The sequence below is a fragment of the Serratia grimesii NBRC 13537 genome, assembly GCF_001590905.1.
Lineage (GTDB): Bacteria > Pseudomonadota > Gammaproteobacteria > Enterobacterales > Enterobacteriaceae > Serratia > Serratia grimesii.
Map to the genome: position 1 here is coordinate 363,698 of NZ_BCTT01000010.1, position 26,202 is coordinate 389,899.

The 26,202-nt window shown below is 52.8% G+C and carries 25 protein-coding genes and 2 tRNA genes; 9 read left to right on the forward strand and 18 right to left on the reverse strand.

Going from position 1 to position 26,202, the window contains the following annotated elements:
* Window positions 1-17: 17 nt before the first annotated feature.
* The 3 genes from SGR01S_RS13565 to SGR01S_RS13575 form a co-directional block, all read right to left on the reverse strand.
* On the reverse strand, window positions 18-755 hold the full coding sequence (locus SGR01S_RS13565) for a phosphatase (RefSeq protein WP_037420292.1): 738 nt from the start codon (window positions 753-755) through the stop codon (window positions 18-20).
* 88 nt (window positions 756-843) lie between these two features.
* On the reverse strand, window positions 844-1,785 hold the full coding sequence (gene ghrA, locus SGR01S_RS13570; RefSeq protein ID WP_061807713.1) for a glyoxylate/hydroxypyruvate reductase GhrA: 942 nt from the start codon (window positions 1,783-1,785) through the stop codon (window positions 844-846).
* 127 nt (window positions 1,786-1,912) lie between these two features.
* Complete coding sequence (locus tag SGR01S_RS13575; protein ID WP_082797626.1) at window positions 1,913-3,415, reverse strand: peptide MFS transporter; 1,503 nt, start codon at window positions 3,413-3,415, stop codon at window positions 1,913-1,915.
* A 412-nt stretch (window positions 3,416-3,827) separates the two neighbouring features.
* Here SGR01S_RS13575 and SGR01S_RS13580 point away from each other — a divergent pair.
* Both SGR01S_RS13580 and SGR01S_RS13585 read left to right on the forward strand, forming a co-directional pair.
* Window positions 3,828-3,917, forward strand: a tRNA-Ser gene (locus SGR01S_RS13580).
* Window positions 3,918-4,131: 214 nt separating this feature from the next.
* Window positions 4,132-4,221, forward strand: a tRNA-Ser gene (locus SGR01S_RS13585).
* Between the two features lie 316 nt (window positions 4,222-4,537).
* Here SGR01S_RS13585 and SGR01S_RS13590 read toward each other — a convergent pair.
* Window positions 4,538-4,894: a helix-turn-helix domain-containing protein gene (locus SGR01S_RS13590; RefSeq protein ID WP_037423795.1), complete on the reverse strand. Its 357-nt coding sequence runs from the start codon at window positions 4,892-4,894 to the stop codon at window positions 4,538-4,540.
* Window positions 4,895-5,189: 295 nt separating this feature from the next.
* On the opposite strand from SGR01S_RS13590, the gene SGR01S_RS13595 reads away from it, so the two are divergent.
* Together SGR01S_RS13595 and sdeB are read left to right on the forward strand one after the other, a co-directional pair.
* A complete protein-coding gene (locus SGR01S_RS13595; RefSeq protein ID WP_061807714.1) occupies window positions 5,190-6,377 on the forward strand; it encodes an efflux RND transporter periplasmic adaptor subunit in 1,188 nt (395 codons plus the stop codon).
* A 23-nt stretch (window positions 6,378-6,400) separates the two neighbouring features.
* Window positions 6,401-9,547 (forward strand): multidrug efflux RND transporter permease subunit SdeB, encoded by a 3,147-nt coding sequence (gene sdeB, locus SGR01S_RS13600; protein ID WP_037423801.1) that lies wholly within the window; start codon window positions 6,401-6,403, stop codon window positions 9,545-9,547.
* An 83-nt stretch (window positions 9,548-9,630) separates the two neighbouring features.
* Here sdeB and SGR01S_RS13605 read toward each other — a convergent pair whose 3' ends face one another.
* From SGR01S_RS13605 to hinT, 9 genes are all read right to left on the reverse strand, one after another.
* Window positions 9,631-10,116, reverse strand: coding sequence for an RrF2 family transcriptional regulator (locus tag SGR01S_RS13605; RefSeq protein WP_037423804.1), 486 nt, complete (start codon window positions 10,114-10,116; stop codon window positions 9,631-9,633).
* Window positions 10,117-10,452: 336 nt separating this feature from the next.
* Window positions 10,453-10,989 carry a glycine zipper 2TM domain-containing protein gene (locus SGR01S_RS13610; RefSeq protein ID WP_227021811.1) on the reverse strand — a complete coding sequence of 179 codons (537 nt, stop codon included), beginning with the start codon at window positions 10,987-10,989 and terminating at the stop codon, window positions 10,453-10,455.
* Between the two features lie 362 nt (window positions 10,990-11,351).
* Window positions 11,352-12,656: an NAD(P)/FAD-dependent oxidoreductase gene (locus SGR01S_RS13615; protein ID WP_037423809.1), complete on the reverse strand. Its 1,305-nt coding sequence runs from the start codon at window positions 12,654-12,656 to the stop codon at window positions 11,352-11,354.
* Window positions 12,657-12,988: 332 nt separating this feature from the next.
* Window positions 12,989-13,531, reverse strand: coding sequence for an alpha/beta hydrolase YcfP (gene ycfP, locus SGR01S_RS13620; RefSeq protein ID WP_037423812.1), 543 nt, complete (start codon window positions 13,529-13,531; stop codon window positions 12,989-12,991).
* Between the two features lie 72 nt (window positions 13,532-13,603).
* Window positions 13,604-14,623, reverse strand: a complete 1,020-nt coding sequence (gene nagZ, locus SGR01S_RS13625; RefSeq protein ID WP_061807765.1) for a beta-N-acetylhexosaminidase — start codon at window positions 14,621-14,623, stop codon at window positions 13,604-13,606.
* A gap of 93 nt (window positions 14,624-14,716) precedes the next feature.
* A complete protein-coding gene (gene thiK, locus SGR01S_RS13630) occupies window positions 14,717-15,592 on the reverse strand; it encodes a thiamine kinase (protein ID WP_061807715.1) in 876 nt (291 codons plus the stop codon).
* Window positions 15,573-16,157 carry a penicillin-binding protein activator LpoB gene (gene lpoB, locus SGR01S_RS13635; protein WP_037423820.1) on the reverse strand — a complete coding sequence of 195 codons (585 nt, stop codon included), beginning with the start codon at window positions 16,155-16,157 and terminating at the stop codon, window positions 15,573-15,575. Before lpoB ends, thiK begins: the two co-directional genes overlap by 20 nt.
* A gap of 27 nt (window positions 16,158-16,184) precedes the next feature.
* A complete protein-coding gene (locus SGR01S_RS13640) occupies window positions 16,185-16,571 on the reverse strand; it encodes a YcfL family putative periplasmic lipoprotein (protein WP_037423823.1) in 387 nt (128 codons plus the stop codon).
* Between the two features lie 12 nt (window positions 16,572-16,583).
* The gene (gene hinT, locus SGR01S_RS13645) at window positions 16,584-16,934 is read right to left on the reverse strand and encodes a purine nucleoside phosphoramidase (protein ID WP_037423826.1); all 351 of its coding nucleotides are present in this window, start codon (window positions 16,932-16,934) and stop codon (window positions 16,584-16,586) included.
* Between the two features lie 253 nt (window positions 16,935-17,187).
* On the opposite strand from hinT, the gene SGR01S_RS13650 reads away from it, so the two are divergent.
* Window positions 17,188-18,093 (forward strand): transporter substrate-binding domain-containing protein, encoded by a 906-nt coding sequence (locus tag SGR01S_RS13650; RefSeq protein WP_037423829.1) that lies wholly within the window; start codon window positions 17,188-17,190, stop codon window positions 18,091-18,093.
* Here the strand turns inward: SGR01S_RS13650 and SGR01S_RS13655 are convergent.
* Window positions 18,090-18,467 (reverse strand): winged helix-turn-helix transcriptional regulator, encoded by a 378-nt coding sequence (locus tag SGR01S_RS13655; protein ID WP_073963454.1) that lies wholly within the window; start codon window positions 18,465-18,467, stop codon window positions 18,090-18,092. The two genes, SGR01S_RS13650 and SGR01S_RS13655, sit on opposite strands and share 4 nt — an antisense overlap.
* A 99-nt stretch (window positions 18,468-18,566) precedes the next feature.
* On the opposite strand from SGR01S_RS13655, the gene SGR01S_RS13660 reads away from it, so the two are divergent.
* The gene (locus SGR01S_RS13660; protein ID WP_061807716.1) at window positions 18,567-19,313 is read left to right on the forward strand and encodes an SDR family oxidoreductase; all 747 of its coding nucleotides are present in this window, start codon (window positions 18,567-18,569) and stop codon (window positions 19,311-19,313) included.
* A gap of 53 nt (window positions 19,314-19,366) precedes the next feature.
* Here the strand turns inward: SGR01S_RS13660 and SGR01S_RS13665 are convergent, their stop codons facing one another.
* Window positions 19,367-19,885 (reverse strand): YybH family protein, encoded by a 519-nt coding sequence (locus SGR01S_RS13665; RefSeq protein WP_061807717.1) that lies wholly within the window; start codon window positions 19,883-19,885, stop codon window positions 19,367-19,369.
* 155 nt (window positions 19,886-20,040) lie between these two features.
* Between SGR01S_RS13665 and SGR01S_RS13670 the strand changes: the two genes are divergently transcribed.
* Window positions 20,041-20,952: a LysR family transcriptional regulator gene (locus tag SGR01S_RS13670; protein ID WP_061807718.1), complete on the forward strand. Its 912-nt coding sequence runs from the start codon at window positions 20,041-20,043 to the stop codon at window positions 20,950-20,952.
* Between the two features lie 297 nt (window positions 20,953-21,249).
* Window positions 21,250-21,516 (forward strand): hypothetical protein, encoded by a 267-nt coding sequence (locus SGR01S_RS13675; protein WP_061807719.1) that lies wholly within the window; start codon window positions 21,250-21,252, stop codon window positions 21,514-21,516.
* A 71-nt stretch (window positions 21,517-21,587) separates the two neighbouring features.
* Here the strand turns inward: SGR01S_RS13675 and SGR01S_RS13680 are convergent, their stop codons facing one another.
* On the reverse strand, window positions 21,588-22,892 hold the full coding sequence (locus SGR01S_RS13680) for an Nramp family divalent metal transporter (RefSeq protein ID WP_037423838.1): 1,305 nt from the start codon (window positions 22,890-22,892) through the stop codon (window positions 21,588-21,590).
* A gap of 229 nt (window positions 22,893-23,121) precedes the next feature.
* On the opposite strand from SGR01S_RS13680, the gene mntR reads away from it, so the two are divergent.
* Window positions 23,122-23,592: a manganese-binding transcriptional regulator MntR gene (gene mntR, locus SGR01S_RS13685; protein ID WP_061807720.1), complete on the forward strand. Its 471-nt coding sequence runs from the start codon at window positions 23,122-23,124 to the stop codon at window positions 23,590-23,592.
* 56 nt (window positions 23,593-23,648) lie between these two features.
* Here the strand turns inward: mntR and ptsG are convergent, their stop codons facing one another.
* Window positions 23,649-25,082 carry a PTS glucose transporter subunit IIBC gene (ptsG, locus tag SGR01S_RS13690; protein WP_037423844.1) on the reverse strand — a complete coding sequence of 478 codons (1,434 nt, stop codon included), beginning with the start codon at window positions 25,080-25,082 and terminating at the stop codon, window positions 23,649-23,651.
* Between the two features lie 338 nt (window positions 25,083-25,420).
* Complete coding sequence (locus SGR01S_RS13695; protein WP_061807721.1) at window positions 25,421-26,197, reverse strand: metal-dependent hydrolase; 777 nt, start codon at window positions 26,195-26,197, stop codon at window positions 25,421-25,423.
* Window positions 26,198-26,202: the final 5 nt, after the last annotated feature.

The window sequence follows — 26,202 nt, forward strand, 5'->3', positions numbered from 1 at the left end:
AATTTGCCGGGACGATGTCACAAATCGGCCAGTTCCGCAATCGCCGGCTTGCCACGTCGTTCGAGAAAGTCCAACAGGCGCCGTGGGCTGACGTTAAGGATACGTTCCTGCGGGAACGCCACTTCGGCAATAATTCGCTCACAGTGTTCAAAACCGCCAAGTGAGAAAGCAATATGTGAATCTGAGCCCAGCGCCAGCCAGCCGCCGGCATCACGTACCGCTGCTGCAATCGCACGGCAGTTGTCTTCGCTGCCCTTGCGCGAGTGGGTGAACGACGAGTTATTCAGCTCCAGCGCCACTTCGTATTTAGCCGCCGCAGCGGCCACCGCCGCAATATCAATCGGGTATCTTGGGTTACCAGGGTGGCTGATAATGTGCACATCCCCCTGCGCCATCGCGGCAATCATTGCTTCGGTATTGGCGGCCTTGTCCTGTGGCGCAAACACCGGCTCGTGGAAACCGGCGATAATCACGTCGATTTTATCCAGCATCGGGCCGGTGCAGTCGATATCACCCTGCAGGTTTTTGATGTTGGCCTCTATACCACGCAGGATGCCTACGCCATCTACCAGACGCGGCCACACGTGCATGTTCATAAAATGCCAATAATGCGGTGCATCAGCCATATCCGGGCCGTGGTCGGTGATAGCGAACAGTTTGATGCCCTTTTGCTGGGCTTCGACGATGTAATCATGCAACGTGCTGTAGGCGTGGGTGCTGGCGACGGTGTGCATATGTAAATCAACGGGGTACATTGCTTCTCCTTCTGGGCGGCCTGCCAGGAGTACAACGGCAGGCGGCGATTTCTTATTTATTTAGCTTAGCAGGTGCATCACCGAAAGATCAGTAGCCACGTTGTACATCCACCAACCCGGCAGGTGCTTGCCCGGCCTCAAGCGCGAGGATGTTTGCCGCTATCTGATCCATTGCCACTTCCGGCAAAGTGATGGCAGCAATATGCGGGGTAATGGTGACACGCGGATGACGCCAGAACGGATGCGTCTGTGGCAGCGGCTCGTTGACGAACACATCCAGCGTAGCGGCGGCCAGTTGACCTTGCTCCAGTGCCTGCAACAAATCGTCCTCAATCAGATGCGCACCGCGTGCCAGGTTGATCAGATAAGCCCCCGGCGCCAGATGCGCAAACAATTGTTGATTGAGGATGCCGGTGGTTTCCGGCGTATTGGGCAATAGGTTTATCAGCAATTTCACACCATCCAAAAACGCGGCGCGCTGTTCGGCTCCGGCAAAGCTCTGCACGCCGTCAATTTGCTTGGGGCTGCGGCTCCAGCAACGCACGTTAAAACCAAACGCCGTCAGCTTCTGAGCCACGCTTTTCCCCAACACCCCGGCACCGAGGATGCCAATGGTGAAATTATCCTGTTGATGAGGATCGAGCGGCCGCCACTCCTGCTGTTGTTGCAGCAATTGATACTCATCAAAACGGCGGAAATAACGCAGCACATAGCTCAGTGCATATTCCTGCATCTGTTGCGCCATGCCGGTATCCTCAAGGCGTACCAGCGGTACACCTGCCGGCAGAGTACCTGGGTACTGGCGCTCTTGATCTAAGATAGCGTCGACGCCCGCCCCCAGGGCAAACACACCTTTTAACTCACCACGGTTAGCCAACATCTCGTGCGGCGGTCGCCACACCAACGCGTAATCTGCCGGACGATCATCGCCCGTTTGCCAGGCACGCACCGTCGCCTGCGGCAAACGTTGTGACATACCTGCTATCCATTCCTGGTCATTAAAGAAAGGGTGATAAAAAAGGATGTTCATCTGTTCTGCTCCTGTCTGTTTTTATGTATTTGCAACCAGACTTCCGCGATTCGCTGACAGATGCAAGTGTTAAAGCCCAAAATGAAAACAGCCCCGACCAGTGGGGCTGTTTTTATGCTGAATACTATCAGGCTGCAACAGGAGCATCGTGCCGTATTAGCCGTCGTAACAATGGGATCAAGATTAACATCACCACACCAACGCCTGCTGCCCCCCAACCCAGCGCACTGAACACTTCGCTGTAACCGGGATTGGTCATCACTGGAGTGCTGCCACTGTTTTCAGGCATCAGACCGGAGACGTAACCAGCCAATACCGATGCGACCCCGGTAACCATCATCCAGCACCCCATCATTACCCCCTGATAACGCGGCGGTGCCAGTTTACCAATCATTGCGTAGCCGATCGGGGAAATCATCAGTTCACCAATGCTTTGCAACACATAGCTGATGACAATCCATTTAAACGCCACCAACCCATCACCACCGGCCAGACTGATGCCTAACGGCAGTACCAGCATGCCCAAGCCGATACAGAACAGCGAACCGGAAAACTGCATTGGGATGTCAATCTTGCAACCGCGTGCGCGCAGGCGATTAAACCACCAGGCCATTAACGGGCCACCCACCACAATCACCAATGTATTGATGTTCTGAATCCACTGTGGGGCCACCTGAATGCCATAAACGTTCAGGTTGATATTGTGCTCAGAGAACAGCATTAACCCCATAGGGGCCAGCTGATACAGCGCCCAGAAGACCAGAGAACCCAACGCCAGAATGAGATATGCAGTCATCCGACGGCGTTCATCACGCGGATGATGACGTAACGTGACCACACACAGCATCAGGAAAATCAACACACCGAGGCCAATAACAAAATGACCACTGAACTCAGCATGGGTCAGCATCACGCGGATGATCGGTACCAGTGCCACCAGCACCGCTAACCCAACCAGCATGCGCCAGCGGTATTGTGAACGACTGGCATCGTGCAGCGGCGTGTTGAGATCGGCCAGGATGCGCCAACGGCTGACGGCGACAATGATCGCCGCCGCATTACCCAAGGTGGCAAACAAGAACAGAGCACGATAATTTTCGGTCAGTTGGAAATAGCCCGCCACGGTAAAGCCGACAAAGAACCCCAGGTTCATCCCGGCGTAGTTCCACAAAAAGGCCGATTCGCGCCGATCGTCGTCCGGCTTAAAGCGCTGGGTCAACATCATATTAATGCACGTGACGTTCAGCCCGCTGCCGGTCAGGAACATCGCTAACCCCCAGTAAAGGCCCCAGACGCCTGCAACAGCGATCAACGCGCAGCCGATCACCTGTAACACCATCCCCAGCACGAATAAATTGCGGTTGCTGAGGAAACGTCCGCCGAGGTAGCCACCGAACATATGCAGACCGTAGTTGAACGCGCCGAATACGCCCATCATGGCGTTGGCATTACCTTCGCTGAAACCCAGACGCTTGGTGGCGTAAAGCACCAGCGTGGAGTACAGCACGGCAAAACCCAGTGTGGCGAAGATTTGGATAAAGAACAGTGCCCCGGCACCCGGGGGGATGGCATGACGCTGTGGCGCCGCCGTTGTGGAATCCGATGAAGTCAAAGTGAACCTCTGCTGCATTATTATTTGATAGATCAGTCCCTGTCTGTGTTATCGCCAGTACAATGCCCGGCAACCTGCGCGGGGGTGTGATATTCCTTGCCAAAACCCCACGTCAGCACCACTCCATTTAGCGACACATATGACTAATAATCCAGTATTAATGCATATAACTGCACCATAGATAATATCATTGCTGGTATATTGAGCTAACTCGCACTGAAATGTACAAATAACAGTCTTAAAGATAATTTAGTCCCGTGACCATCTTGGAAATCTGTGCCTTATGGCAACCTATCGCTCGGGAAATCAGCAAATTGCTGCAAGTTTAGCTAAACAGTCATGGTTATGTCACAAGAGGGTTGACGCTGGGATCAGATTCTCCTACATTAGCGCCCGTCGACAGCGCAATGCGTTAGCGATGAAGTAAAACGGTGAGGTGTCTGAGTGGCTGAAGGAGCACGCCTGGAAAGTGTGTATACGCGAAAGTGTATCGAGGGTTCGAACCCCTCTCTCACCGCCATATTCCACGAGAAAGCCTGAACGCAAGTTCAGGCTTTTTTGTTGTCCGCCGTACGGGAGCTAATCCTGCCGCCCGTAAGGTTCGCCGCAGTTTTCAGCAAAGCGAACACAGGTTAAGCGGACGCACCGGAACGTAGAAATTCTGCTTGACCGGATCGCTCACTCTCCCTATAGTACGGCCCCGTTGCAGCAGAGAGTACGCAACAACAAAATACGGTGAGGTGTCTGAGTGGCTGAAGGAGCACGCCTGGAAAGTGTGTATACGCGTAAGTGTATCGAGGGTTCGAACCCCTCCCTCACCGCCATATTTTAAAGAAAGAGCCTGGATTAACCTTCAGGCTTTTTTTATGCCTGTTACACAGACCAGGAGGGGCGAGAACCCTCGACAGGGTTTGACAAAACGCATGCGTTTTGGACCGCCAAAGGCGGCCCGCAGGGTGAGCGCAGCGAATCAAGCCCTCCCTCACCGCCATATTTTAAAGAGAGAGCCCGGATTAACCTCCGGGCTTTTTTTATGCCTGTAATATCGGCCGGGAAAGTGGCAATCCCCTCTTCCCTCTCAGTTCTATTTCACAAAAAGCCTGCACGCAAGTTCAGGCTTTTTGTTGCCGGCCAGCCGCCTCAGTGCGTGCGGCTAGCTGCCATCGAGGGCTGCATCACGGCACGGCGCCAGTCACCCGGTGTTTGACCGTAGTGGCGTTTAAAGCTGCGATTGAAAGATTGCTGTGAGTCGAAGCCGAGTGAAATTGCCACACTGACGATCGGCTCACCACTGTTAGCCAGACGCTCTGCCGACACCCTCAGCTTCTGCATGCGGATATATTCCCCCAGCGCATAGCCCGTTTGGCGTTTGAACATTCGCTGCAAATGCCATTTGGAATACCCGGCGCGGCCCGCCACAGTATTGATATCCAGCTTTTCTTCCAGATTGTTATCAATCCACTCAATCAAATCCGTAATAAAACCCGTGCTGTTCATGCTGACGCTCCCATGACTTGGCAGGTAGATCCGCTGCCCGATGTAGATACGTTGCAGCAGTTTCGCACTAAATGCAATTTTTATTATTGCATTTAACGGAGAGGCACTTCTATAATCCAGCCAATTAATGTACCCGATATTAATACATTAATGTGACAACAATGTGTTTCAAAACCTAACCGTTGCACCGATGAAGGGTGCAACTGCTCTGCCGCCGATCTCAGGCCAAGGACGTTACCCGGATAACAGGGCCGGGTGTATGGCCTGAACGCACTTACTACTGGAAATAAAAATAATGCCAAGCCAGCCTGCTTCATCGCTCCATCCACGCAGCCGTCAGCGCGGTTTCGGTTTCAGCGGACATCTATCAGCCGTCGCGCTGTTGGCTGTACTGCTGGCCGGATGTGATAACAGCGTCGCACACAATGCTGCCCCCCCACCGCCCGCCGTCAGCACTGCCGACGTGGTGATAAAACCCATCAGTCAATGGGATGCCTTTAACGGCCGGATCGAGGCAGTGCAAAGCGTACAGCTGCGACCACGCGTCTCCGGCTATATCGATAAAGTCAATTACACCGAAGGCGATGAAGTGAAGAAAGGCCAGGTGCTATTCACCATCGACGATCGCACCTACCGCGCCGCGCGCGAACAAGCTCAGGCCGAGCTAGTGCGAGCACGTAACCAAGCTGCACTGGCACGCAGCGAATCCGGCCGTACCGAAAAACTGATCGGCAGCCAAGCGATTTCGACTGAAGTATGGGAACAACGCAAAGCCTCTGCCGCTCAAGCGCAAAGCAACGTATTGGCGGCACAGGCACAGTTCGATATGGCACAGTTGAACCTCGACTTTACCCGTGTGATCGCGCCCATCGACGGCCGTGCCAGCCGTGCGATGATCACCACAGGTAACCTGGTCACCGCAGGCGACAGCGCCAGCGTACTCACCACTCTGGTGTCACTCGATAAGGTCTATGTCTATTTCGACGTGGATGAAGCCACTTTTCTGCGTTACCAAAATGATGGCCGACGCACGGAAAAACTGCCGGTGAAAGTCGGATTGGTCGGCGAGGACGGCTATCCGCATCAGGGAACTGTTGATTTTACCGACAACCAGTTGAACGCCGGTACCGGCACTATTCGCATGCGTGCCCTGCTGGAAAACGCTGAGCGCCGCTTTACCCCAGGACTGTTCGCACGCGTACAGATGCCTGGCAGCGCCGAGTTCAATGCCATGCTGATCAACGATAAATCCGTCATGACCGATCAGGATCGCAAATTTGTTTATATCGTCGATAAAGACGGTAAAGCACAGCGACGCGATATCGAAGTGGGCCGGGTAGCCGACGGGCTGCGCATTGTGCAAAAGGGCCTTTCTGCGGGTGACCGGGTGATCGTCGACGGCATGCAAAAAGTGTTTATGCCGGGCATGCCGGTCGCAGCCAAAAACGTGGCGATCAACGCCGACGCGTCCGCGCTTAACTGAGCCCCAGCAAAGGATCCTGATCCATGGACTTTTCCCGTTTTTTCATTGACCGGCCGATATTTGCCGCGGTGCTGTCGATCCTGATTTTTGTCGGCGGCGTTATCGCTATTCCATTGCTGCCGATCAGTGAATACCCGGACGTGGTGCCGCCTAGCGTGCAGGTGCGTGCCCAATACCCCGGCGCTAACCCGAAAGAGATCGCTGAAACGGTGGCAACCCCACTGGAAGAGGCGATCAACGGCGTCGAAAACATGATGTATATGAAATCGGTAGCCGGTTCTGACGGCGTGCTGGTCACTACCGTCACCTTCCGCCCAGGAACCGATCCGGACCAGGCGCAGGTGCAGGTGCAAAACCGTGTGGCACAGGCCGAGGCGCGCTTGCCGGAAGACGTCCGTCGCCAAGGGGTTACCACTCAGAAACAGTCACCAGCTCTGACATTGGTGGTGCATCTGGTCTCCCCGTCAGGCAAATACGATTCGCTCTACCTGCGCAACTACGCCACCCTGAAGGTCAAAGATGAGCTTGCCCGTTTACCGGGGATTGGACAGGTGCAAATTTTTGGTGCTGGTGAGTACGCCATGCGCATCTGGTTGGATCCAAACAAAGTCGCCTCACGCGGGCTGACGGCGTCTGACGTTGTCACCGCGATGCAAGAGCAGAACGTGCAGGTTTCCGCTGGCCAATTGGGTGCGGAACCTATGCCGACGCGCAGCGATTATCTGCTGTCGATTAATGCACAGGGCCGCCTGCAAACCGAAGAAGAGTTCGGCAATATTATCCTCAAGAATGGCGACAACGGCGAAGTGGTGCGTCTGCGCGACGTCGCTCGCATTGAGATGGGCTCGGGCAGCTACGCGCTACGTGCTCAGTTGAATAACAAAGATGCCGTGGGGATCGGTATCTTCCAGGCTCCGGGCGCTAATGCCATTGAACTGTCCAATGCAGTGCGAGCCAAAATGGCCGAACTCTCGACCCGTTTCCCTGAAGGGATGAGCTGGCAATCACCGTACGATCCCACTGTGTTCGTGCGTGATTCAATAAGCTCAGTGATAGATACCCTGCTCGAAGCGGTGTTGCTGGTGGTGTTGGTGGTTATTCTCTTCCTGCAAACCTGGCGTGCATCAATCATCCCGCTGCTGGCAGTACCCATTTCTATCGTCGGTACCTTCGCTGCGCTCTATCTGTTGGGTTTCTCGCTCAATACACTGAGCCTATTCGGGTTGGTATTGGCTATCGGCATCGTGGTCGATGACGCCATCGTCGTGGTGGAAAACGTCGAGCGTAATATCGAAGAAGGCTTGTCACCGCTCGCAGCGGCGCATCAGGCAATGCGTGAAGTGTCCGGCCCGATTATCGCGATTGCCGTCGTCCTGTGCGCCGTGTTCGTGCCGATGGCATTCTTGTCTGGGGTCACCGGTCAGTTCTATAAACAGTTCGCTGTCACTATCGCTATTTCAACCGTGATATCCGCGATCAACTCACTGACCTTATCACCTGCATTGGCAGCACTGCTGCTGAAGCCGCACGGTGCGCCTAAAGACATGCCGTCACGTCTGATTGATCGACTGTTTGGTTGGCTGTTCCGTCCGTTTAACCGATTCTTTGCCAACAGCTCACAACGGTATCAACGTGGAGTTTCACGAGCTTTAGGCAAACGTGGCGCGGTATTTGTGGTGTATGTGCTGTTGCTGTGTGCCGCTGGAGTAATGTTTAAAACCGTGCCCGGCGGATTTATCCCGACTCAGGATAAGCTTTACCTGATTGGCGGGGTGAAAATGCCGGAGGGGTCATCACTGGAACGTACTGATGCCGTGATTCGCAAAATGAGCGCCATCGGTCTAAGCGTTGACGGAGTGACGGATGCGGTGTCCTTCCCTGGGCTGAATGCGCTGCAATTTACCAATACGCCGAACACCGGCACCGTGTTCTTTGCACTGGAATCATTAAGCACCCGCACGCGCAGTGCGGCGCAGATTAATGCCGAGATTAACGCCAAGATTTCACAGATCCAGGAAGGATTCGCGTTCTCCATTATGCCACCGCCGATCCTCGGCATCGGCCAAGGTTCTGGTTACTCACTGTATATTCAGGACCGTGCCGGTCTGGGCTATGGCGCGCTGCAAACCGCAGTCAACACGATGTCAGGCGCGATCATGCAAACACCGGGCATGGGGTTCCCAATCTCATCTTATCAGGCCAATGTTCCCCAGTTGGATGCGAAAATTGACCGCGATAAGGCTAAAGCCCAAGGTGTCCCACTCAACGCCCTGTTCAGCACCCTGCAAACCTATCTCGGTTCGTCTTATATCAATGACTTCAACCGTTATGGCCGTACCTGGAAGGTGATGGCGCAGGCCGACGGCCAGTTCCGCGACAGCGTGGAGGATATTGCCAACCTCCGTACCCGTAACGATAAGGGTGAAATGGTCCCCATTGGCAGTATGGTCAGCATCAGTACCACTTACGGCCCCGATCCGGTAATCCGTTACAACGGCTTCCCGGCGGCGGATCTGATTGGTGATGCCGATCCACGCGTATTGTCTTCTTCACAAGCCATGAGTGAATTGACCGTGATGGCCAACAAGCTGTTGCCGAATGGCATGAACATTCAATGGACCGATCTGAGCTATCAGCAATCTACCCAGGGCAATGCGGCGATTATTGTGTTCCCGGTAGCCGTGCTATTGGCTTTCCTGGCGCTGGCAGCCTTGTACGAAAGCTGGACGTTGCCGTTGGCAGTGATCCTGATCGTGCCGATGACCATGCTGTCGGCACTGTTCGGCGTCTGGCTGACCGGCGGTGACAACAACGTATTCGTACAAGTGGGGTTAGTCGTGTTGATGGGGCTGGCTTGTAAGAACGCCATTTTGATCGTTGAGTTCGCTCGCGAGCTGGAACTGCAAGGCAAAAGTATTATGGAAGCAGCGCTTGAAGCCTGTCGTCTGCGACTGCGGCCGATCGTCATGACCTCCATTGCCTTTATCGCCGGGACTATCCCACTGATCATGGGGCACGGAGCCGGTGCTGAAGTCCGTGGCGTCACCGGCATCACGGTGTTTTCCGGCATGCTGGGCGTCACGCTGTTTGGGTTGTTCCTGACCCCGGTGTTCTACGTTACTCTGCGCCGTATGGTGACACGCAAAACGCGGCAACACGTGGCCGAATAATACGCCTGCCACAGCCACAAAAAAGCCCGTTTTTTAAACCGGGCTTTTCTTTGCTTTATTCTTTATATCGCGTGTACCGCAGACTATTTTTCCGCTGTTTCTTCGTCTTTTACGTCTTGCATTGCATAGGCCGCGCAGGCACGCTTATCGCCACGCTCCAGTTCAGCCAGAGAATCCGCCACCGTGTAGCGCGCCAGTACGTTCAGCGATGCCTCTTCCGCCTCGTTCACCACCGACTTGAAATACCAGCAGGCGTTGGCACTGACCAGGCAACGTGCCGGCCCTTCCGGTCTGGCTGCCCAGATGCGTTTATCATCGATAACAGACAGATAGATATCCCGCAGGGTGATCTGTTCCGCCGGGCGGCCCAGATGAATCGAGCCATTACGGCCTAGGGTCGAGACAATGATGCCACTTTTGGTCAAGGGCACCATCAGCTTGCGGATAAAACTGGGGTTAGCTTCCAGACCGGCGGCAAGCACCGCGCTGGTCGAACGCACGCCCAGCTTCTCAGCCACGGCCACGCTAAGTACCATTTGCATTGCAGTCGGAAAGCGAAAATCTAACATGTTTTTATCTCTGTCTCCGGGAGACTAAATGCTTGGACTGGGTCGGTGCAAGATGCACGTCATCACACCCACTCAACTGCACAATAATATAACAAACACTGTTGCACTATTGAAGGTATGCCCGGATAAATCGCACGGATACATTAGGTCGGAAATCGCGTCAGAACTGGCCTGATAGCAAATGGCAGGGATTAAAACCCTATGAATCTCGTTGTTGCTGTTTGAACGACTACGGGGACAAAAAGCAGAAACCCGCGTCAATATTAATGCCGCTCGCTTAACTGCGTTAAACGATCAGAACTAACACTGTCCGCGGGTTTAATTCTTAAACTGTGATCAGGCTTTATTCAGCACCAGCTGGCCGCTTTTATCCAGCGGAATCTGGGTACCAGGATCATGATCCATACGGATCTTGCCCTGCTGAGTACCGATCTTGTAGGTCACATCGTAACCCAGCATTTTCTGTGATTTGTCGTAGACTGTTCTGCAACGCTGCTGCGTACTGGTGGTGGTGTCGTTATTCTGCATCGCCCCCTGTACCTGATTACCGGCGTAGCCGCCACCCAGAGCACCGACGACCGTCGCAACATCACGCCCACGACCCCCGCCGAACTGATGGCCTATTACCCCACCCGCCACTGCACCCAGAACAGAACCGGCAAGACGGTTCTCATCCTGTACAGGCGCACGGTGAGTCACGGTCACATTGCGGCATTCCTGACGCGGGGTCTTGATCGTTTCTTTGATCGGCGTTGCAGCAAGTACCTGCGCGTATTGCGGACCAGAAGAAAAGACATCAAGACTGGCGACCGCAGCAATACCCAGAGCTGCAGCGATACCAATACCCACACCAGCTAACATTGACTTGTTCACAGGAAATCCTCCTGAAAGTGTTACCACGCATTTGTACCGGGGACTTTACCGACATTGCACCGCGCTTATTATTTTGCGCATTGGCGGCACGTGGTATTCCGGTTTACGGCGTGCGCGACGCGCCGTCTGTAAACGAGATAAAGTCTGCACAATGTTCCAGAACCTCGCAATAAGACAATATGACCAAAGATGCCGGAAATCACGTTTGCCCCCAGTGTTTAGGAGGATTCTTAAGACTTTTACCTATAGAGGCGGGACATTGTTCTGAACAATCAGTCCATAACCGCCCTATTTCACCGGGATAAGCCATAAAAAAACCCACGCGGGCGAACCGGCGTGGGTGGAGTCGACAACGCGAGCTGTTAGTGCATTTTCAAACGCGGGCGGATCACCCGGTTAATGCCACCGACCAGCATCATCAGACCGGTTTTGATATAGCCGTGCAAAGCGACCTGGTGCATACGGTACAGTGAGATATAGACGAAACGCGCTATGCGGCCTTCTACCATCATTGAACCACGCATCAGGTTGCCCATCAGGCTACCAACGGTACTGAAGCGGGACAGAGACACCAAGGAACCGTGGTCTTTGTACACGTACGGCTTCAACGTCTGACCATTCATCAGAGCCAGAATGTTGGTGAAGCAGCGCGATGCCATCTGATGTGCCGATTGTGCACGTGGCGGGACGAAACCGCCGCCCTCTTTCGGACAGGAAGCACAGTCACCGATAGCGAAAATGTTCGGATCACGCGTGGTCTGCAGCGTTGGCTCTACCACCAGTTGGTTAATACGGTTGGTTTCCAGCCCGGCGATGTCTTTCATAAAGTCTGGCGCCTTGATACCGGCAGCCCACACCATCAGATCAGCATCGATAAATTCGCCACCTTTGGTGTTCAGACCTTTGGCATCCGCGCTGGTGACCATAGTGTTGGTCAGTACGCGTACGCCCAGTTTGTTCAATTCCTGATGTGCAGCGGCAGAAATACGTGGCGGCAATGCAGGCAGAATGCGTTCACCTGCTTCGACCAACGTCACGTTAAGTGCGCTGTTGTCCAGGCCTTCAAAGCCGTAGCTGTGCAATTGCTTCACCGCGTTATGCAGTTCAGCTGACAGCTCAACACCGGTAGCACCACCACCGACGATGGCGATGTTTACCCGTTCTTTTTGCCCCGGCTGCGCCGAGAACTTAAGGAACAGGTTAAGCATTTCGTTGTGGAAGCGTCGCGCCTGGTGAGGGTTATCCAGGAAGATACAGTGATCTTTTACGCCAGCCGTGCCGAAATCGTTCGAAGTACTGCCCAGCGCCATGACCAAGATGTCATAAGACAACTCGCGCTCAGGTACCAGTTCGCCGCCCTGTTCATCGCAGATTTGCGCCAGGTGGATCGTTTTCGTCTCACGGTTAATATTGGTCAGCGAACCCAGTTGGAAGCTGAAAGCATGATTACGTGCGTGCGCCAGGTAGCTCAGCGCATCGACGCCGTCATCAAGGGAACCGGTTGCGACTTCATGCAGCAAAGGTTTCCACAGATGGCTGTGATTACGGTCTACCAGTGTGATGTCTGCTTTGTGCTTACGACCGAGTTTATGGCCCAGGCTGGTCGCCAGTTCTAGACCACCAGCACCACCGCCCACAATGACGATTTTTTTCTTTGGCGTTGTCAAAATAATCCCCTAAATGTGAACCAATTGTTATCCAAGGGTAAATAAATAATATCCTTAGAATACATAGGGTTCGCGTAAAATAAACCTGCTATCTGAAGCCAGAATAGCATGCGAGGTTATTTGGTCATACCAAAATTGATGTACATCAAACTTTTTTGGTTAAAGCCTGGACGAAGGGAAATTTTGAGGATTGTGATTCAAATAGTTAGCGCTGGGTCACAGTTTTAAATTTTGTCGCCCATGAGGCAAAACCCGGCATTTTGGCAAAAAAATGCCGCAATTTTTGCCCGTAAAAAGCAATCATTGCGGCGGCTTCAGGCGTTATGAAACTGTTACGCCAGCGTCTTGAATGCTTTGATGCGTTGCAAATGTGGCGAGATATTTTTGAACTTGTGGGTCTGCTGTTCATCCCAGACAATTTCATAGTACTTATGCAGCAATTCAGCACTGCGCTGACTGTCGAGTACCTCATCATGACGGGAAAGCACCGCCAGGCAACGATCGCGGTTTTTTTCTCGGAAATCGTCCACGCACTTGGTGGCAATATCGCGATACTCCTCCGGCCGATCGATTTTGCCTTGCATATGTTCTTCAGGATACAAGTTGGGGTTGAAGATCACCTGTCGGATACCACACAGAAAGCCAATGCGTTCGGCCCAAAATCCGCCCAAACCAACACCGCAGATTAGCGGGTGCTTGTCCCCTTCCTGTTGAACTGCCTTGTCTACTTCTTTCAATAAATGCTGCATGTCATGGCGTGGATGCAAGGTGCTGTAGCTAATAAAGCGTACGTCCGGATCGATAAACTGTAGCTGTAACACCTTTTCATGATTGCCGGGACTGGTGGAATCGAAACCATGCAAATAGATAATCATGTGGATCCTCGCAACAAGCTGAGGGCCGTGCCGCAGCCCTCATCATTTACGCCGCATTACGACGCCCTGGGTTCACCCCGCATTACGCTGTTTGTGCTCCTCCCAGCGTTCGCTTAGCGCATTCAGCTCTTTATGCGCCTGCTGCCAGCGCGCAGAATCACGCAGCTCCTGACGGGTGAACTGACCGCGATGATATAACTGCTTAACACGCTCTGCTTTGACCGGGGACAGGTTATCCAGCACGCTGACCGCCCCTGCGCGATTATTGCATACCAGAATCATGTCGCAGCCGGCATCCAATGCTGCCTGGCCACGTTCGGCATAGCTGCCCATAATCGCCGCCCCTTCCATCGACAAATCGTCCGAGAAGATAACACCGTCGAAGCCCAGCTCCTGACGCAAAATCTGTTTTAGCCAGTAAGGTGAGCCGCTGGCTGGACGTGGGTCTGCTTCAGTATAGATGACGTGCGCTGGCATCACGGCGTCCAACAGCTGACGGTTAATCAATTCACGGAAGATCGCCATATCATGTTCGCGGATCTCAGCCAACGGACGCGGATCGCGAGGCGTTTCTTTATGCGAATCTGCGCTCACTGCACCGTGACCAGGGAAATGCTTACCGGTGGTTTTCATTCCAGCGCTGTGCATGCCCAAAATGAAACGTTCGGCCATCACCAGCGCCTGCTGTGGATCGCTGTGGAAAGAACGTTCGCCGATCGCTGCACTAACATGGCCAATATCAAGCACTGGAGCAAAGCTGATGTCGATATCCTGCGCGATCATTTCCGCCGCCATTAGCCAGCCGGCTTCCTGCGCCAGTCGACCACCTTCATGGGCTGAGTTCAGGGCCGCGAACGACTGCGCAGCCGGTAACCGGGTGAAACCTTCGCGGAAACGCTGCACGCGGCCACCTTCCTGATCCACCGCCACCACCAGTCGATCGTGGGAAGCCTCACGGATCTGGCGTACCAATTCACGCAACTGTTCTGCGTCATGGAAATTACGGGTGAACAGGATCAGACCGCCCACCAGCGGATGTTTTAGGATCTCACGTTCTTCTGCATCCAGCTCATAGCTGGCGACATCTAACATTACTGGGCCCACGGCCACCTCACTTCATTATTCATTTATACCTGTCATACTTGAAGCTGCATCTTTGTTGGCTGCGCCTCAATGCAACGCCCATTATTTTAGGTATAGAACATGGGATGTTAAACAAAAACGCCGGTGCAACACGGCACCCCAGCGCAAAAATTCAGGATCGCCGGTCTGTTGCCAGCGCACTTCAAACCATAACAACATCAGATAATCTACCCACGGCAGCCAGCGCTGCACCTGCGCGCTCAGCACCTGCACATTGAGATAACCGATCTGCGCATAACGCTGTAAAAAACGCTGTTGGTCGGCTGACGACCAGGCGTTACCACGAAACAGCGCAGCGATGTCCAGCGCGATATCCCCGTCAGCGGCATACTCCCAGTCAATCAATCTCAGGCCTTCGGCCTGTGCTATCAGATTGCCCGGATGAATATCCATATGCAACGGTGCCAATTTCAAGGGTGTCGGCGGGCAGCGATGCAGGAAACGCTGATGCAGCCGTAACCAAGCGGGCGTAAGACGCTGGCGATCCAACTGCTGCCAATAACGGGCAAACTGTCGCTGCAGATTTAGCGGGTAGCCACTGCGCGGTTGCCGATGCAAACTTGCCATCAACTCTGACAAGTTTCCACACTCATTTAGCTGAATGAAACCGGACTCTGTGACAACGTCACCATCAAGCCATTGCAGGATAATCCACTGATTATTCTGCGCTAAAACCTGCGGGCCGATTCTTCTTCCACTACGCCGAAGCAGGCGCGCCTCACGCCGACGACTGACACCAAGCGCGCTTTTCTCTGCGCTTTGTTGACGCGCCAGAAGCTGTACGCCGTCACCTTCAATACGCCAACTTTCGCCTGTCAGCCCCTGTACCGGGCTGAAACGACAACCGGCGGTTTTCACCGCCGGCAGCTCGCTTTCAATCAGTTTTCGCAGTGCGGCTTCAGTGTGTGACTGCGCCATTACCTGACCAGACGATTTCACCGGTTTGTACCAACATCAGTTGCATGTCCAAGGTTGGAGACTTCACATCACCGCTAACGTCGCTATACAGTACATATTGCGCACTGACGATACGCGCCAGACCAATGGCCTTGCTACGCGAACCCAGGCTATCATCCGCCGATAGGCCCAGGGTCTGTTTGGCGGTTGCCAACTGCGCTTCTGGCACGATAGAGAACGTCTGATTCGACGCTAACGCTTTATGCAGAGCCGATGTCGCCTTCGCGGTCTGTAACGCACCATTGGTGTTGTTCTTTACGCTGTCCAGCAACAACACGCTACCTGGATTGACACCATCAGCTTTCAGCATCTGATTCACCAGTGGCTGTACACTGCTCAGCCAGTCGAGCTGCTGAATTTTCGGCGGTTGAGGCACAGGTTCTGTGACTGGCGGCTGTGGCTCAACGACTGGCGGCGTCACCGGCTCAACAGTCACCGGCGGCTGAGGTTGTTCGGGTTCCGGCGGGCGCGACAGACAACCGGTTAACATCAACGCGGCCAGTGCAACAAATAGATACTTTTTCATTCATCTCTCTCCCACTGAACCAAGAGGTTATAAGAATAGGTACAGACGCACGCGTTTGGCATCGAGATTGCCATTGAGTGAATAAATGGTGGCGTCTGAATTTGGTGCAATAGTGATTGTACGCTGCGCTTCAAAAGGCCGGATATCCAGCCCCTGATCGTCATACCAGTAGAAGCGATAATGCACCGTTACCGGCGTAGGTTGGCTGTTACTGAGCTCCGAGGTAGCCATCACGCGCCCGGAGGCATTCGAAATCGACGGGTTGTCGGCCAGAATGCCTGCGGTAAGCACCGGCGAATCCATCACTACCGTCTGCCGATCGTTCACCGCGATGCCACGTGGGCTGCTACACCCCATCAAAATGACAGCGGGCAACGCCAGCGCCAAGAGACGCAGGGATTTGCTATAGCGCATGACTTTCCTCGATTAGCGAGACAACAAAGGCCCTAACGAGCGGCCACCGACCAAATGCATATGAATATGATAGACCTCTTGGCCCGCATGGCGATTGCAGTTAACAATCAGGCGGTAGCCATCATCGGCAATGCCTTCTTGTTCAGCGATTTTCGCCGCGGCAGTGATCATACGGCCAAGTGCAGCTTCGTGTTCAACAGTGACGTCGTTGATAGTAGGGATCAGCACATTGGGTACAATCAGAATATGTGTCGGAGCCTGAGGTGAAATATCACGGAAAGCGGTGACCAATTCGTCCTGGTAGACCACATCAGCAGGGATTTCGCGGCGGATAATTTTACTGAAAATCGTTTCTTCGGCCATCTGGCGTTCCTTGTAGAGGAAAATAAGCTGTACGCAGTATGAGTGACAAATTCTACTGCTTTCAACCTGATTGCGCACTTTCCGCGTTGAGTGATGCAGAATCAGACAACCCTTTGGGATTATCCTCCCTCTCTCGTTGCCGTCCGGCGGCAATCATCTGATTTTTTTCACTTTCGATATTCACTATTGTTGCTTTACTTGCCCGCTGTCGACGCGAATAGTAACTCTATGATTAAAAAGGATAGAGAACAACATGCGATTCAAAACTCTGGCACTGAGCGCATTGCTGATATGCGGCCATTCTGTGGCTGAAACCAAAAGCATTATTGATCTACAGGCCAACCAGCAACATTTGCGTGCGGAGAAAAACCCAGCCGCTGTAGCGCTGATCCCAGCCAATTATCATTTTGCCGTACCGGGCAAGCTAACCATAGCAGTGGCGTCTGAAAATTCCCCTCCACTGGCGCTGTTTGCCGAAGATAATAAAACGTTGATTGGCAGCGACCCGGACATAGCGCAACTGGTTGCAGACAGTCTGGGGCTAGAGCTGAACCTGGTACCAACGTCTTGGGAAGACTGGCCTCTCGGTATCAGCTCCGGTAAATATGATGCTGCAATTTTCAATATTGCTGTGACCAAGCTGCGGAAAACCAAGTTTGATTTCGCTACCTATCGCGTGGATACGCTGGGCTTTTACGTCAAATCCACCAGCAAAATCAGTTCCATTAACCAACCTGCGGACATTGCCGGGCTACGCGTTATTGTCGGCTCAGGGACCAATCAGGAAAATATCTTGCTGGGTTGGGATAAGCAGAACCAGACTAATGGCTTAGCACCGGTACAACCTATTTATGTCACCGATGACGCAGCCGCTAACCTGAGCATTCAGTCCGGACGCGCCGATGCGTTCTTCGGCCCCCACTCAACCGGTGCCTACAAAGCAGCGCTGACTGGCAGGACGAAAATGGTCGGCATTGGCCCGAACGTCGCCTATGTGGCAGTGACCACTAAAAAAGATAATGGTCTGGTTACAGCAATCAACGCAGCCATCAATGGTGTAATCGTCAGCGGTGAATATGCTCAGGTCTTGGACCGCTGGGGGGAACATGATGAGAAAGTCCCACGTTCCGTCATCAATCCGCCGGGTATCGGTGACTAGTTATCAATCAACTGGGGTGCGTGGGTGCGCATCCAGTTGGCCAAAGAATCGAGTGTCGGGCGCAACGTTTTACCCAGTGGCGTAATTTGATATTCAACCCGCGGCGGAACCTCCGGGAACACCTGCCGAGTGACCAAACCGCGTTGTTCGAACTGCCGCAGTTGACGCGTCAACTCTTTCTGGGCAATGGGTGCAACTGCACGCTGCAGCTCGCTAAAACGGACCGGGTTATCGATCAGTATCAACCGGTAGAGGATTGGAATAGCCCATTTGCCCGCAACCAGATTCACGAAGCCTACCATTGGGCAAGATTCCCCCGCTGCTGGCAATGCCGCTAAATTTATTTCCGCTGTCGACAGCCCTGCTTTGGTCATTTCATCCCACCTTGTCCTCTAGTATCCAAAAGGTGCCTACTATGCAAAAGATACTATAGCGCAAATAATGCCTGTTCCGACAATAAACAGGAGTACGTTATGTCACGACTTAAAGGCAAGTACGCATTGATCACCGGTGGTACCAGCGGCATTGGTTTGGAAACTGCACGTCAGTTTATCGCCGAAGGCGCCGCCGTAGCGATTACCGGTCGCAATCAGAACAGCCTAGAGGCGGCGGGGAAAGAACTGGGTAACGTACTGTTGTTACGCAGCGATGCAGGAGATATTGGGCAGCAACGTGTTTTAGCGCAGCAATTGGCCAGCCATTGGCCACGCCTCGATGTGCTGTACATCAATGCAGGTGACGTCACTCACCATCCTCTACAAGAATGGGATGAACAGAGCTATCAACGCTTGATGGACATTAACCTTAAAGGGCCCTTTTTTCTGATCCAATCGTTGTTGCCGCTGTTAGCTAACCCCGCGTCAATTATCTTGTGCGGATCGGTCAGCGCGCATATTGGCCTGCCGTTAAGTAATGTCTACGCTGCCAGCAAAGCTGGTCTGCTGTCACTGGCCAGAACGCTGTCCGGTGAACTGCATCCACGCGGCATCCGGGTCAATGGTCTCAGCCCCGGACCGACAGAAACTCCGGCACTGGGTAAGCTCGGTTTGAAAGATGCCGATGAACAGGTATTACGTGACGAGATCCGCCAATTGGTCCCCATTGGTCGTATGGGCACGCCGCTGGAATTGGCCAAAGCGGCGGTGTTTCTGGCATCCGATGAATCTGCCTTTATGGTCGGCAGTGAATTATTGTTAGACGGTGGTGTAAGAAACCTTTAGTCACATCAAACCATAGATAAAGACCGCAAACGCGGTCTTTATCTAATAATAAATCAGCCTACACCTTGAATGGGGTTAGTATTAAATGTGTAAACAACAATATTCCAGCGCCCCTGCTGTTTTTCCAAAACAAAGACCTCTCGATTTAAATCAATTAACGTCGCACCATCGCTAATTCGGCTTACTGTCGCACCGCGGTGATGGTGAGTGCGCACATAGGCCATATTGCCATTGACACTAACACTGTCATAAGCAAATTCCGTTTCAAATTTTTCTTTTTTAAATAAGTCATCATATTGCTGCCGACGTTTTTCACTGGTATCTGCCGTTGGTTTATCATTCCATTGCGAGTAACTCTCTTTAGCGAACAACGACAAAATAGTGTTGGTATCACCTGCATTAAGTGCAGTCTGGTAGCGATTGACCGTGTCGTAAACCGCTTTTTGTTCCGCCGCTACACTAGCGTCAGCAGAAACCTTATAACGTTGATGCGCTGAATCATTTTCAGCCGCATAGGTTTGAGTGAATAAACCAGGTCCCGCCAGCAATAACGCAGCGATTAATTTTTTCATATTTTTTCCTTAACGGATTTTATTTAACTACGAAAATAATAAGCCATCATTAAACGATAGGTAACGAAAAATAATTTACCCAACATCCACCTTGATTGACAGCCGACAGATTTAAAAATATTCTTTAAAAAACTTAAATAATGGATGTGGCCGAAATGAATGAATTGCACGCCCTGCGCGTTTTCTGTCAGGTAGTGGAAATGGATGGGTTCAGCCAGGCTGCAACCAAACTTGGATTATCACCCGCGAGCATCACTTACAGCATTAACCAGCTTGAGAAGCAATTTCAACAGCCTTTATTTAAACGCTCAACCCGCCGGTTCTCACTCACTGGCGCCGGCGAACGTTGCTATCGTTCGGCACAGGAGATATTGCAGCAGTTTGATCAGTTGAAGAATGACATGTCCGGTGAGTTTGAACAGCCTCGTGGCCCCTTGCGCGTTGAGATCGCCTCGATGCTTAGCAGTATGCATATCGCCCCTGCACTACCGGCATTTTTGGCACAATATCCAGAAATACAGCTCAGCGTTTCAGTGAACGATCGACTGGTGAACCCAGTGGAAGATCGTGCAGACGTGTTTATTCGGATCGGTGCCAACGACGTGCCAGATATGGTCAGCCTCAAGCTCTTCCAACCGCACTACCTGTGCTGCGGCTCAAGGGTGTATTTTGAACGCCATGGCCGGCCAAAAAACCCGGAGCAGCTGCAAGAACACGTGCGGCTTGGTTTTATACGCTCAGGTGAGGCAATGGCGGACTCGTGGCAATTTATACGTAATGAGCACGTCTACCAACTGGCACCCAGCCCACTGCTGAGCTTTAATCATTCGCACTCTTTGTGCGAAGTGGCAAAAAACCATCTTGGCCTGGTTTATCTCCTGGATTGCACGTTAGAAAGTTATCTGCGTGCAGGCACGCTGGAACCTGTGCTGCAGGAATGGTCACCCGTCGGTGCACCTGTCAATATTCTTTACCCAAGGCTGCGCGATCGCAGCCATAAAATACGTGTGTTCGTCGATTTCATCAGTGCGCTTTTCTCCGAAAAACAAGAAAATAGAGCGAGTTAATTTTGTTCAAGGCACATTAATAAGACGGGGTTCCCTCATTGCCAGCATGCGAATTATTTCTCATGAAACAGTCCTACATACTCGCTTAGAAATTAGCGACTCCGTTTACATCAACGTCACTACACCGCAGACCGTTAGACCTAGACTGTATATACAGGGCGTATTGTGGATCCCTTATCGCCAGCCAAAACCCCGACTGACCCTAGCTATCCCTCACCCTCTTATACTTTTTTTCCTGATAGTGCCATGCACCCGCCAGTAAGTAAGGTGCAGAACGCATAAGTGGAGACTGAGACGATGAGAGTAAAATACCTGATTAATACCATGCTACTGCTAATGCCGTTGGTGCTAGGGGGAATAGCCCAAGCCAACGACCAGACAATCCCTTGGGGGGAAAATACCGGCGGTGTTGAATCCAATCACATTGCCGCCGTAGGTCAAAACCTGAATGCCACACACCAGAAAGTCACCAAAACGCAGGAAGGCGTATGGGCTGCAAATACCGGCAGTATTTCTAACGACGAGAAAGCACTGACCAATGGTCAAAACCCAACGTCAAAATGACGCCACTGTGGGAGATAGCGTGATAAAGAAAGGCGGCAAGCCGTGACAGCATTGGCTGCACGGCTTATCGGTTATCCCAACCCTGGGATGGCAACACCAAAAGTCTGCAACAGCAACACCATGTTGAGCAGGAGAATAATCACTGTGCCGATGATCGATACCAGGCTGGTCAGGCGGCTATTGACAAACTCGCCCATAATGTCGCGACGACGGGTAAACATCACCAACGCAATCATCGGTGCCGGCAACGCCAGACTCAACACCACCTGGCTGTAAACCAGCGCATCGGTCGCATTCACGCCTAACGCCACCACAATGAATGCCGGGATCATGGTTACCATACGGCGTACCCAGACCGGAATGCGGAAACCGACAAACCCCTGCATAATCATCTGGCCCGCCATGGTGCCCACCACCGAACTGGAAATGCCGGAGGCAATCAACGACATCAGGAAGATGCCAGCAGCGGCAGCACCAAACAACGGAGTCAATGTGTGGTAAGCCGTGCCTATCTCTGCCACATCGCTATTACCCGCATGGAAGGCGCTTGAGGCCATAATCACCATAGCAATATTCACCAGCCCCGCGATCGACAACGCAATTACCACTTCGATATTGGAAAAGCGCAGCAATTTACGCCGCTCGCCGCTGTCGCTGGCCGGCGCACGGTGCTGGGTCAAACCTGAGTGCAGGAAAATAGCATGCGGCATCACCGTGGCACCGATAATACCGACGGCAATGGTCAGTGCCTGTGCATCCGGCAATTGCGGCGTTACCATGCCAATACCGGCTGCCGCCCAGTCAACTGGCACGATAAACATTTCGACCAGATAACACAGTGCAATCACCGCGACCAAGCCGCCAATCATCAGTTCTACCGGGCGGAAACCTTTTTTCTCGACCATCAGCAACGCGTAAGTGATAACCGCCGTCACCCCCATTCCCGGCAACAACGGCATGTGAAACAGCAAGGCCAACGCTATAGCCCCGCCGAGAAACTCAGCCAGATCTGTCGCCATCGCGGCCACTTCACTGAGCAACCACATACCGATGACCACCGGACGTGAAAATTGATCGCGGCACATCTCGGCCAGATTACGGTTGGTGACGATCCCCAGCTTGGCCGACAACGCCTGAAACAGCATGGCAATCAGGTTAGCCATCACGACCACCCATAACAGGCTGTAGCCGTATTTCGACCCGGCTTGAATATTGGTGGCAAAATTACCGGGATCCATATAGGCAATAGAGGCAATCACAGCGGGCCCAGCGAACAGTAGCGGCGTGAATGCTCCACGCTTGCGCCCGGCAAGTGCGTTACCAATTGCCGCATTGGTTCGTTCGGTTAACGATGTGGTGGTTGCCGCATCACGCATGGTTTACCCTCAATCTTTCTCTGGTTATTTTTCACCCAACACTCACAGCAATGTAGCATCGGCTACACTTTATGCAAAATGGAAGATTCACTGCCTTTGTGTACAAATATTTCTTATTGTCATCGAATACACCAGCCGAATTGATAATGCGTCGCCTTTGGACTAACGTATGGCGGAACTGCATCAACCTGCAACTTACTGGTTTAACGTTTAAAGGACGTCTCAGAATATGGTTACAAGCGCATCAGATGACGCCGAACGCCCCGTGGTGGCTGAAATGCCGGACGAGGCTGAACATGCCCTGCGCTTCACCCGCGCTCGTGAGGCGCAATCTAATGCGCTGATAGAGGATTATGTCGAGCTGATTGCCGACTTGTTGATGACCACTCGCGAGGCCAGAACCACCGACATTGCCAAACGCTTCGGCGTTTCACACCCGACGGCGATCAAGAACATCGCCCGGCTGAAAAGCGCTGGCTTGGTCGAGTCGCGCCCTTACCGGGGAGTTTTTCTGACTGAAGAAGGCGAGCAATTGGCACAGAAGGTACGGCGTCGCCACCGAATTGTCGTTGACCTGCTGGTGTGTCTCGGGGTACCGAATGAAACCGCCGAGCTGGACAGCGAAGGGATTGAGCACCACATTTCTAGCGACACTCTGGCAGTGTTTGAACAGTATCTGCAAAAGCACGCAGTAAAATAAATCCTCGCCAATAAAAAAGGGAGGCTTTCGCCTCCCTTAAAACTCCCCTGCCTGAATTAATGGTTACGGATGTATTCGTCCATATCCGTTTTCAGGTTATCAGATTTGGTACCAAAGATAGCCTGAACACCAGAGCCTGCGACAACTACGCCGGCAGCACCCAGTTTTTTCAGGCCAGCCTGGTCAACCTTGCTCACGTCCGCCACGCTAACACGCAGACGGGTGATACAGGCATCCAGGTTGGTGATGTTTTCTTTACCGCCGAAAGCCTGAACCAGCGCCGCAGACATTTCAGAACCGCCCTGTGCAACCTGCTCAGAAACAGTGTCTTCGCGACCTGGGGTTTTCAGATCCAGCTTGGCAATCAGCACACGGAAGATGGTGTAGTACACCAGACCGTAGATGATACCGACGATTGGGAACAGCCAAATTTTGCTGCTGTTACCGCTCAGTACGATAAAGTCGATCAAACCGTGTGAGAAGCTGGTGCCGTCACGCATACCCAGCAGGATACAGATCGGGAACGCCAGGCCAGCCAGGATGGCATGGATTGCGTACAGGATCGGCGCGACGAACATGAATGAGAACTCGATCGGTTCGGTGATACCGGTCAGGAACGAGGTCAAGGCAGCGGAGATCATGATACCGCCGACTTTAGCGCGGTTTTCCGGCTTGGCTGAGTGCCAGATGGCAATCGCAGCAGCAGGCAGACCGTACATTTTGAACAGGAAGCCACCGGACAGTTTACCCGCAGTTGGGTCACCCGCCATATAACGTGGGATATCGCCGTGGAATACCTGACCTGCTGCGTTGGTGTACTCACCAATCTGCATTTGGAACGGTACGTTCCAGATATGGTGCAGACCAAATGGCACCAGCGCACGTTCAACCACGCCGTAAATACCAAACGCCACTACCGGGTTCTGATAAGCAGCCCACTGGGAGAAGGTCTGGATAGCCGTACCGATTGGAGGCCAGATGAAGGACAATACTACGCCCAGAACGATCGCCGCCAGGCCGGAGATAATCGGCACAAAACGCTTACCTGCAAAGAAGCCCAGGTATTCCGGCAATTGAATGCGGAAGAAGCGGTTGAACATATAGGCAGCGATGGAGCCGGAGATAATCCCCCCGAGCACACCGGTATCCGCCAAATGTTTGGCCGCAATCTCTTCAGCCGGCAAGTGCAGCACCAAAGGTGCAACCACCGCCATGGTTTTCACCATGATGCCGTAAGCCACGACTGCAGCCAGTGCGGATACACCGTCGTTGTTGGTGAAGCCCAGGGCAACACCGATGGCGAAAATTAACGGCATATTGGCGAAAACAGAACCGCCGGCTTCCGCCATCACGTGGGAGACTACCGCAGGTAGCCAGCTAAAGTTGGCGGAACCGACGCCCAGCAGGATACCTGCGATAGGCAATACGGACACCGGCAGCATTAGCGACTTACCTACTTTTTGCAGGTTTGCAAATGCGTTCTTGAACATAGTTGAGTGTGCTCCTGAGTAATAGTGCTTTGCTACTTTCCGCGATTCTTCGCGTTGCAAGGGGGGGAGAAAAAACCCCTGCAATTCAGGGTGTCTGAGCACCCCTTGAATTTTTACGCAGAGTAAAATAAATAGGCTGCGCAATGTTTGATGACAGTCACGTTTCGATGAACAAAACCGAGTGTTTTTCTTAAATTGCCTATTTTTTATCAAAAAAGAGGGAAAAACGCCCACACCTCGCCCGAAAACGGGTGGGAACATTACCCGTTTCGGTGATTAATTACGAGCTTAAAAAAAATTCCGACATCAATGACTACAGCTATAGCCTAGGTCAAAGATTAGAGGTCGATGTGAAATAAGCGTGAAAAATTGGCGGTGGTGGTTTCGGCCAGCGTTTCCAGGCTCACGCCTTTCAATACCGCCATGTATTCAGCCACATCACGCACATAGGCAGGTTGGTTTTCTTTGCCGCGATGCGGCACGGGTGCCAGATACGGGGAGTCGGTTTCCACCAGAATGCGATCAAGCGGTACATAACGCGCCACCTCACGCAGCTGTTCGGCATTACGGAAGGTTAAAATACCGGAGAACGAAATGTAGAACCCCAGATCAAGCAGCGCTTCTGCGGTAGCGCAATCTTCAGTGAAGCAATGCAGCACACCACCGCAATCTTGGGCATTTTCTTCTCGTAGGATCGCCAGTGTGTCTTCACGTGCATCGCGAGTATGCACGATCACCGGTTTATTAAGATCACGGCCGATACGGATATGCTCGCGGAACGACGCTTGTTGCAGTTCCAGATTGTCCTTCTGATAGAAGTAATCCAGCCCAGTCTCACCCAGAGCCACGACCTGTTCTGCCGCCGCCAAACGACGTAATTCCGCGTAATCGTAACCGCCGTCAATATTAAGTGGATGTACACCGCAAGAGAACGCCACGTCATCGCGAGAGCCGATCAACTGCGTCATCGCTTGATAACCTGGCAAAGTTGTTGCGACAGCCAGTACGTAGCCGACATCGCGCGCCTTGGCCTTTGCAAGTGCGTCATCTACGTTTTGGTGCAACGTTTGGTAATCCAGGCCGTCCAGGTGACAATGAGAATCTACTAACAACATAATAT

What these genes read in the sequence shown, in the direction of transcription:
- SGR01S_RS13590 (WP_037423795.1), bottom strand. Translation starts at nt 4,894, where the DNA reads ATGAACAGCACGGGTTTTATTACGGATTTGATTGAGTGGATTGATAAC.
- SGR01S_RS13565 (WP_037420292.1), bottom strand. Translation starts at nt 755, where the DNA reads ATGTACCCCGTTGATTTACATATGCACACCGTCGCCAGCACCCACGCC.
- SGR01S_RS13575 (WP_082797626.1), bottom strand. Translation starts at nt 3,415, where the DNA reads ATGCAGCAGAGGTTCACTTTGACTTCATCGGATTCCACAACGGCGGCG.
- SGR01S_RS13595 (WP_061807714.1), top strand. Translation starts at nt 5,190, where the DNA reads ATGCCAAGCCAGCCTGCTTCATCGCTCCATCCACGCAGCCGTCAGCGC.
- SGR01S_RS13650 (WP_037423829.1), top strand. Translation starts at nt 17,188, where the DNA reads ATGCGATTCAAAACTCTGGCACTGAGCGCATTGCTGATATGCGGCCAT.
- SGR01S_RS13605 (WP_037423804.1), bottom strand. Translation starts at nt 10,116, where the DNA reads ATGTTAGATTTTCGCTTTCCGACTGCAATGCAAATGGTACTTAGCGTG.
- SGR01S_RS13640 (WP_037423823.1), bottom strand. Translation starts at nt 16,571, where the DNA reads ATGCGCTATAGCAAATCCCTGCGTCTCTTGGCGCTGGCGTTGCCCGCT.
- SGR01S_RS13670 (WP_061807718.1), top strand. Translation starts at nt 20,041, where the DNA reads ATGAATGAATTGCACGCCCTGCGCGTTTTCTGTCAGGTAGTGGAAATG.
- ghrA (WP_061807713.1), bottom strand. Translation starts at nt 1,785, where the DNA reads ATGAACATCCTTTTTTATCACCCTTTCTTTAATGACCAGGAATGGATA.
- SGR01S_RS13655 (WP_073963454.1), bottom strand. Translation starts at nt 18,467, where the DNA reads ATGACCAAAGCAGGGCTGTCGACAGCGGAAATAAATTTAGCGGCATTG.
- SGR01S_RS13660 (WP_061807716.1), top strand. Translation starts at nt 18,567, where the DNA reads ATGTCACGACTTAAAGGCAAGTACGCATTGATCACCGGTGGTACCAGC.
- mntR (WP_061807720.1), top strand. Translation starts at nt 23,122, where the DNA reads ATGGTTACAAGCGCATCAGATGACGCCGAACGCCCCGTGGTGGCTGAA.
- sdeB (WP_037423801.1), top strand. Translation starts at nt 6,401, where the DNA reads ATGGACTTTTCCCGTTTTTTCATTGACCGGCCGATATTTGCCGCGGTG.
- nagZ (WP_061807765.1), bottom strand. Translation starts at nt 14,623, where the DNA reads ATGTTAGATGTCGCCAGCTATGAGCTGGATGCAGAAGAACGTGAGATC.
- SGR01S_RS13675 (WP_061807719.1), top strand. Translation starts at nt 21,250, where the DNA reads ATGAGAGTAAAATACCTGATTAATACCATGCTACTGCTAATGCCGTTG.
- SGR01S_RS13680 (WP_037423838.1), bottom strand. Translation starts at nt 22,892, where the DNA reads ATGCGTGATGCGGCAACCACCACATCGTTAACCGAACGAACCAATGCG.
- SGR01S_RS13695 (WP_061807721.1), bottom strand. Translation starts at nt 26,197, where the DNA reads ATGTTGTTAGTAGATTCTCATTGTCACCTGGACGGCCTGGATTACCAA.
- SGR01S_RS13665 (WP_061807717.1), bottom strand. Translation starts at nt 19,885, where the DNA reads ATGAAAAAATTAATCGCTGCGTTATTGCTGGCGGGACCTGGTTTATTC.
- lpoB (WP_037423820.1), bottom strand. Translation starts at nt 16,157, where the DNA reads ATGAAAAAGTATCTATTTGTTGCACTGGCCGCGTTGATGTTAACCGGT.
- hinT (WP_037423826.1), bottom strand. Translation starts at nt 16,934, where the DNA reads ATGGCCGAAGAAACGATTTTCAGTAAAATTATCCGCCGCGAAATCCCT.
- ycfP (WP_037423812.1), bottom strand. Translation starts at nt 13,531, where the DNA reads ATGATTATCTATTTGCATGGTTTCGATTCCACCAGTCCCGGCAATCAT.
- thiK (WP_061807715.1), bottom strand. Translation starts at nt 15,592, where the DNA reads ATGGCGCAGTCACACACTGAAGCCGCACTGCGAAAACTGATTGAAAGC.
- ptsG (WP_037423844.1), bottom strand. Translation starts at nt 25,082, where the DNA reads ATGTTCAAGAACGCATTTGCAAACCTGCAAAAAGTAGGTAAGTCGCTA.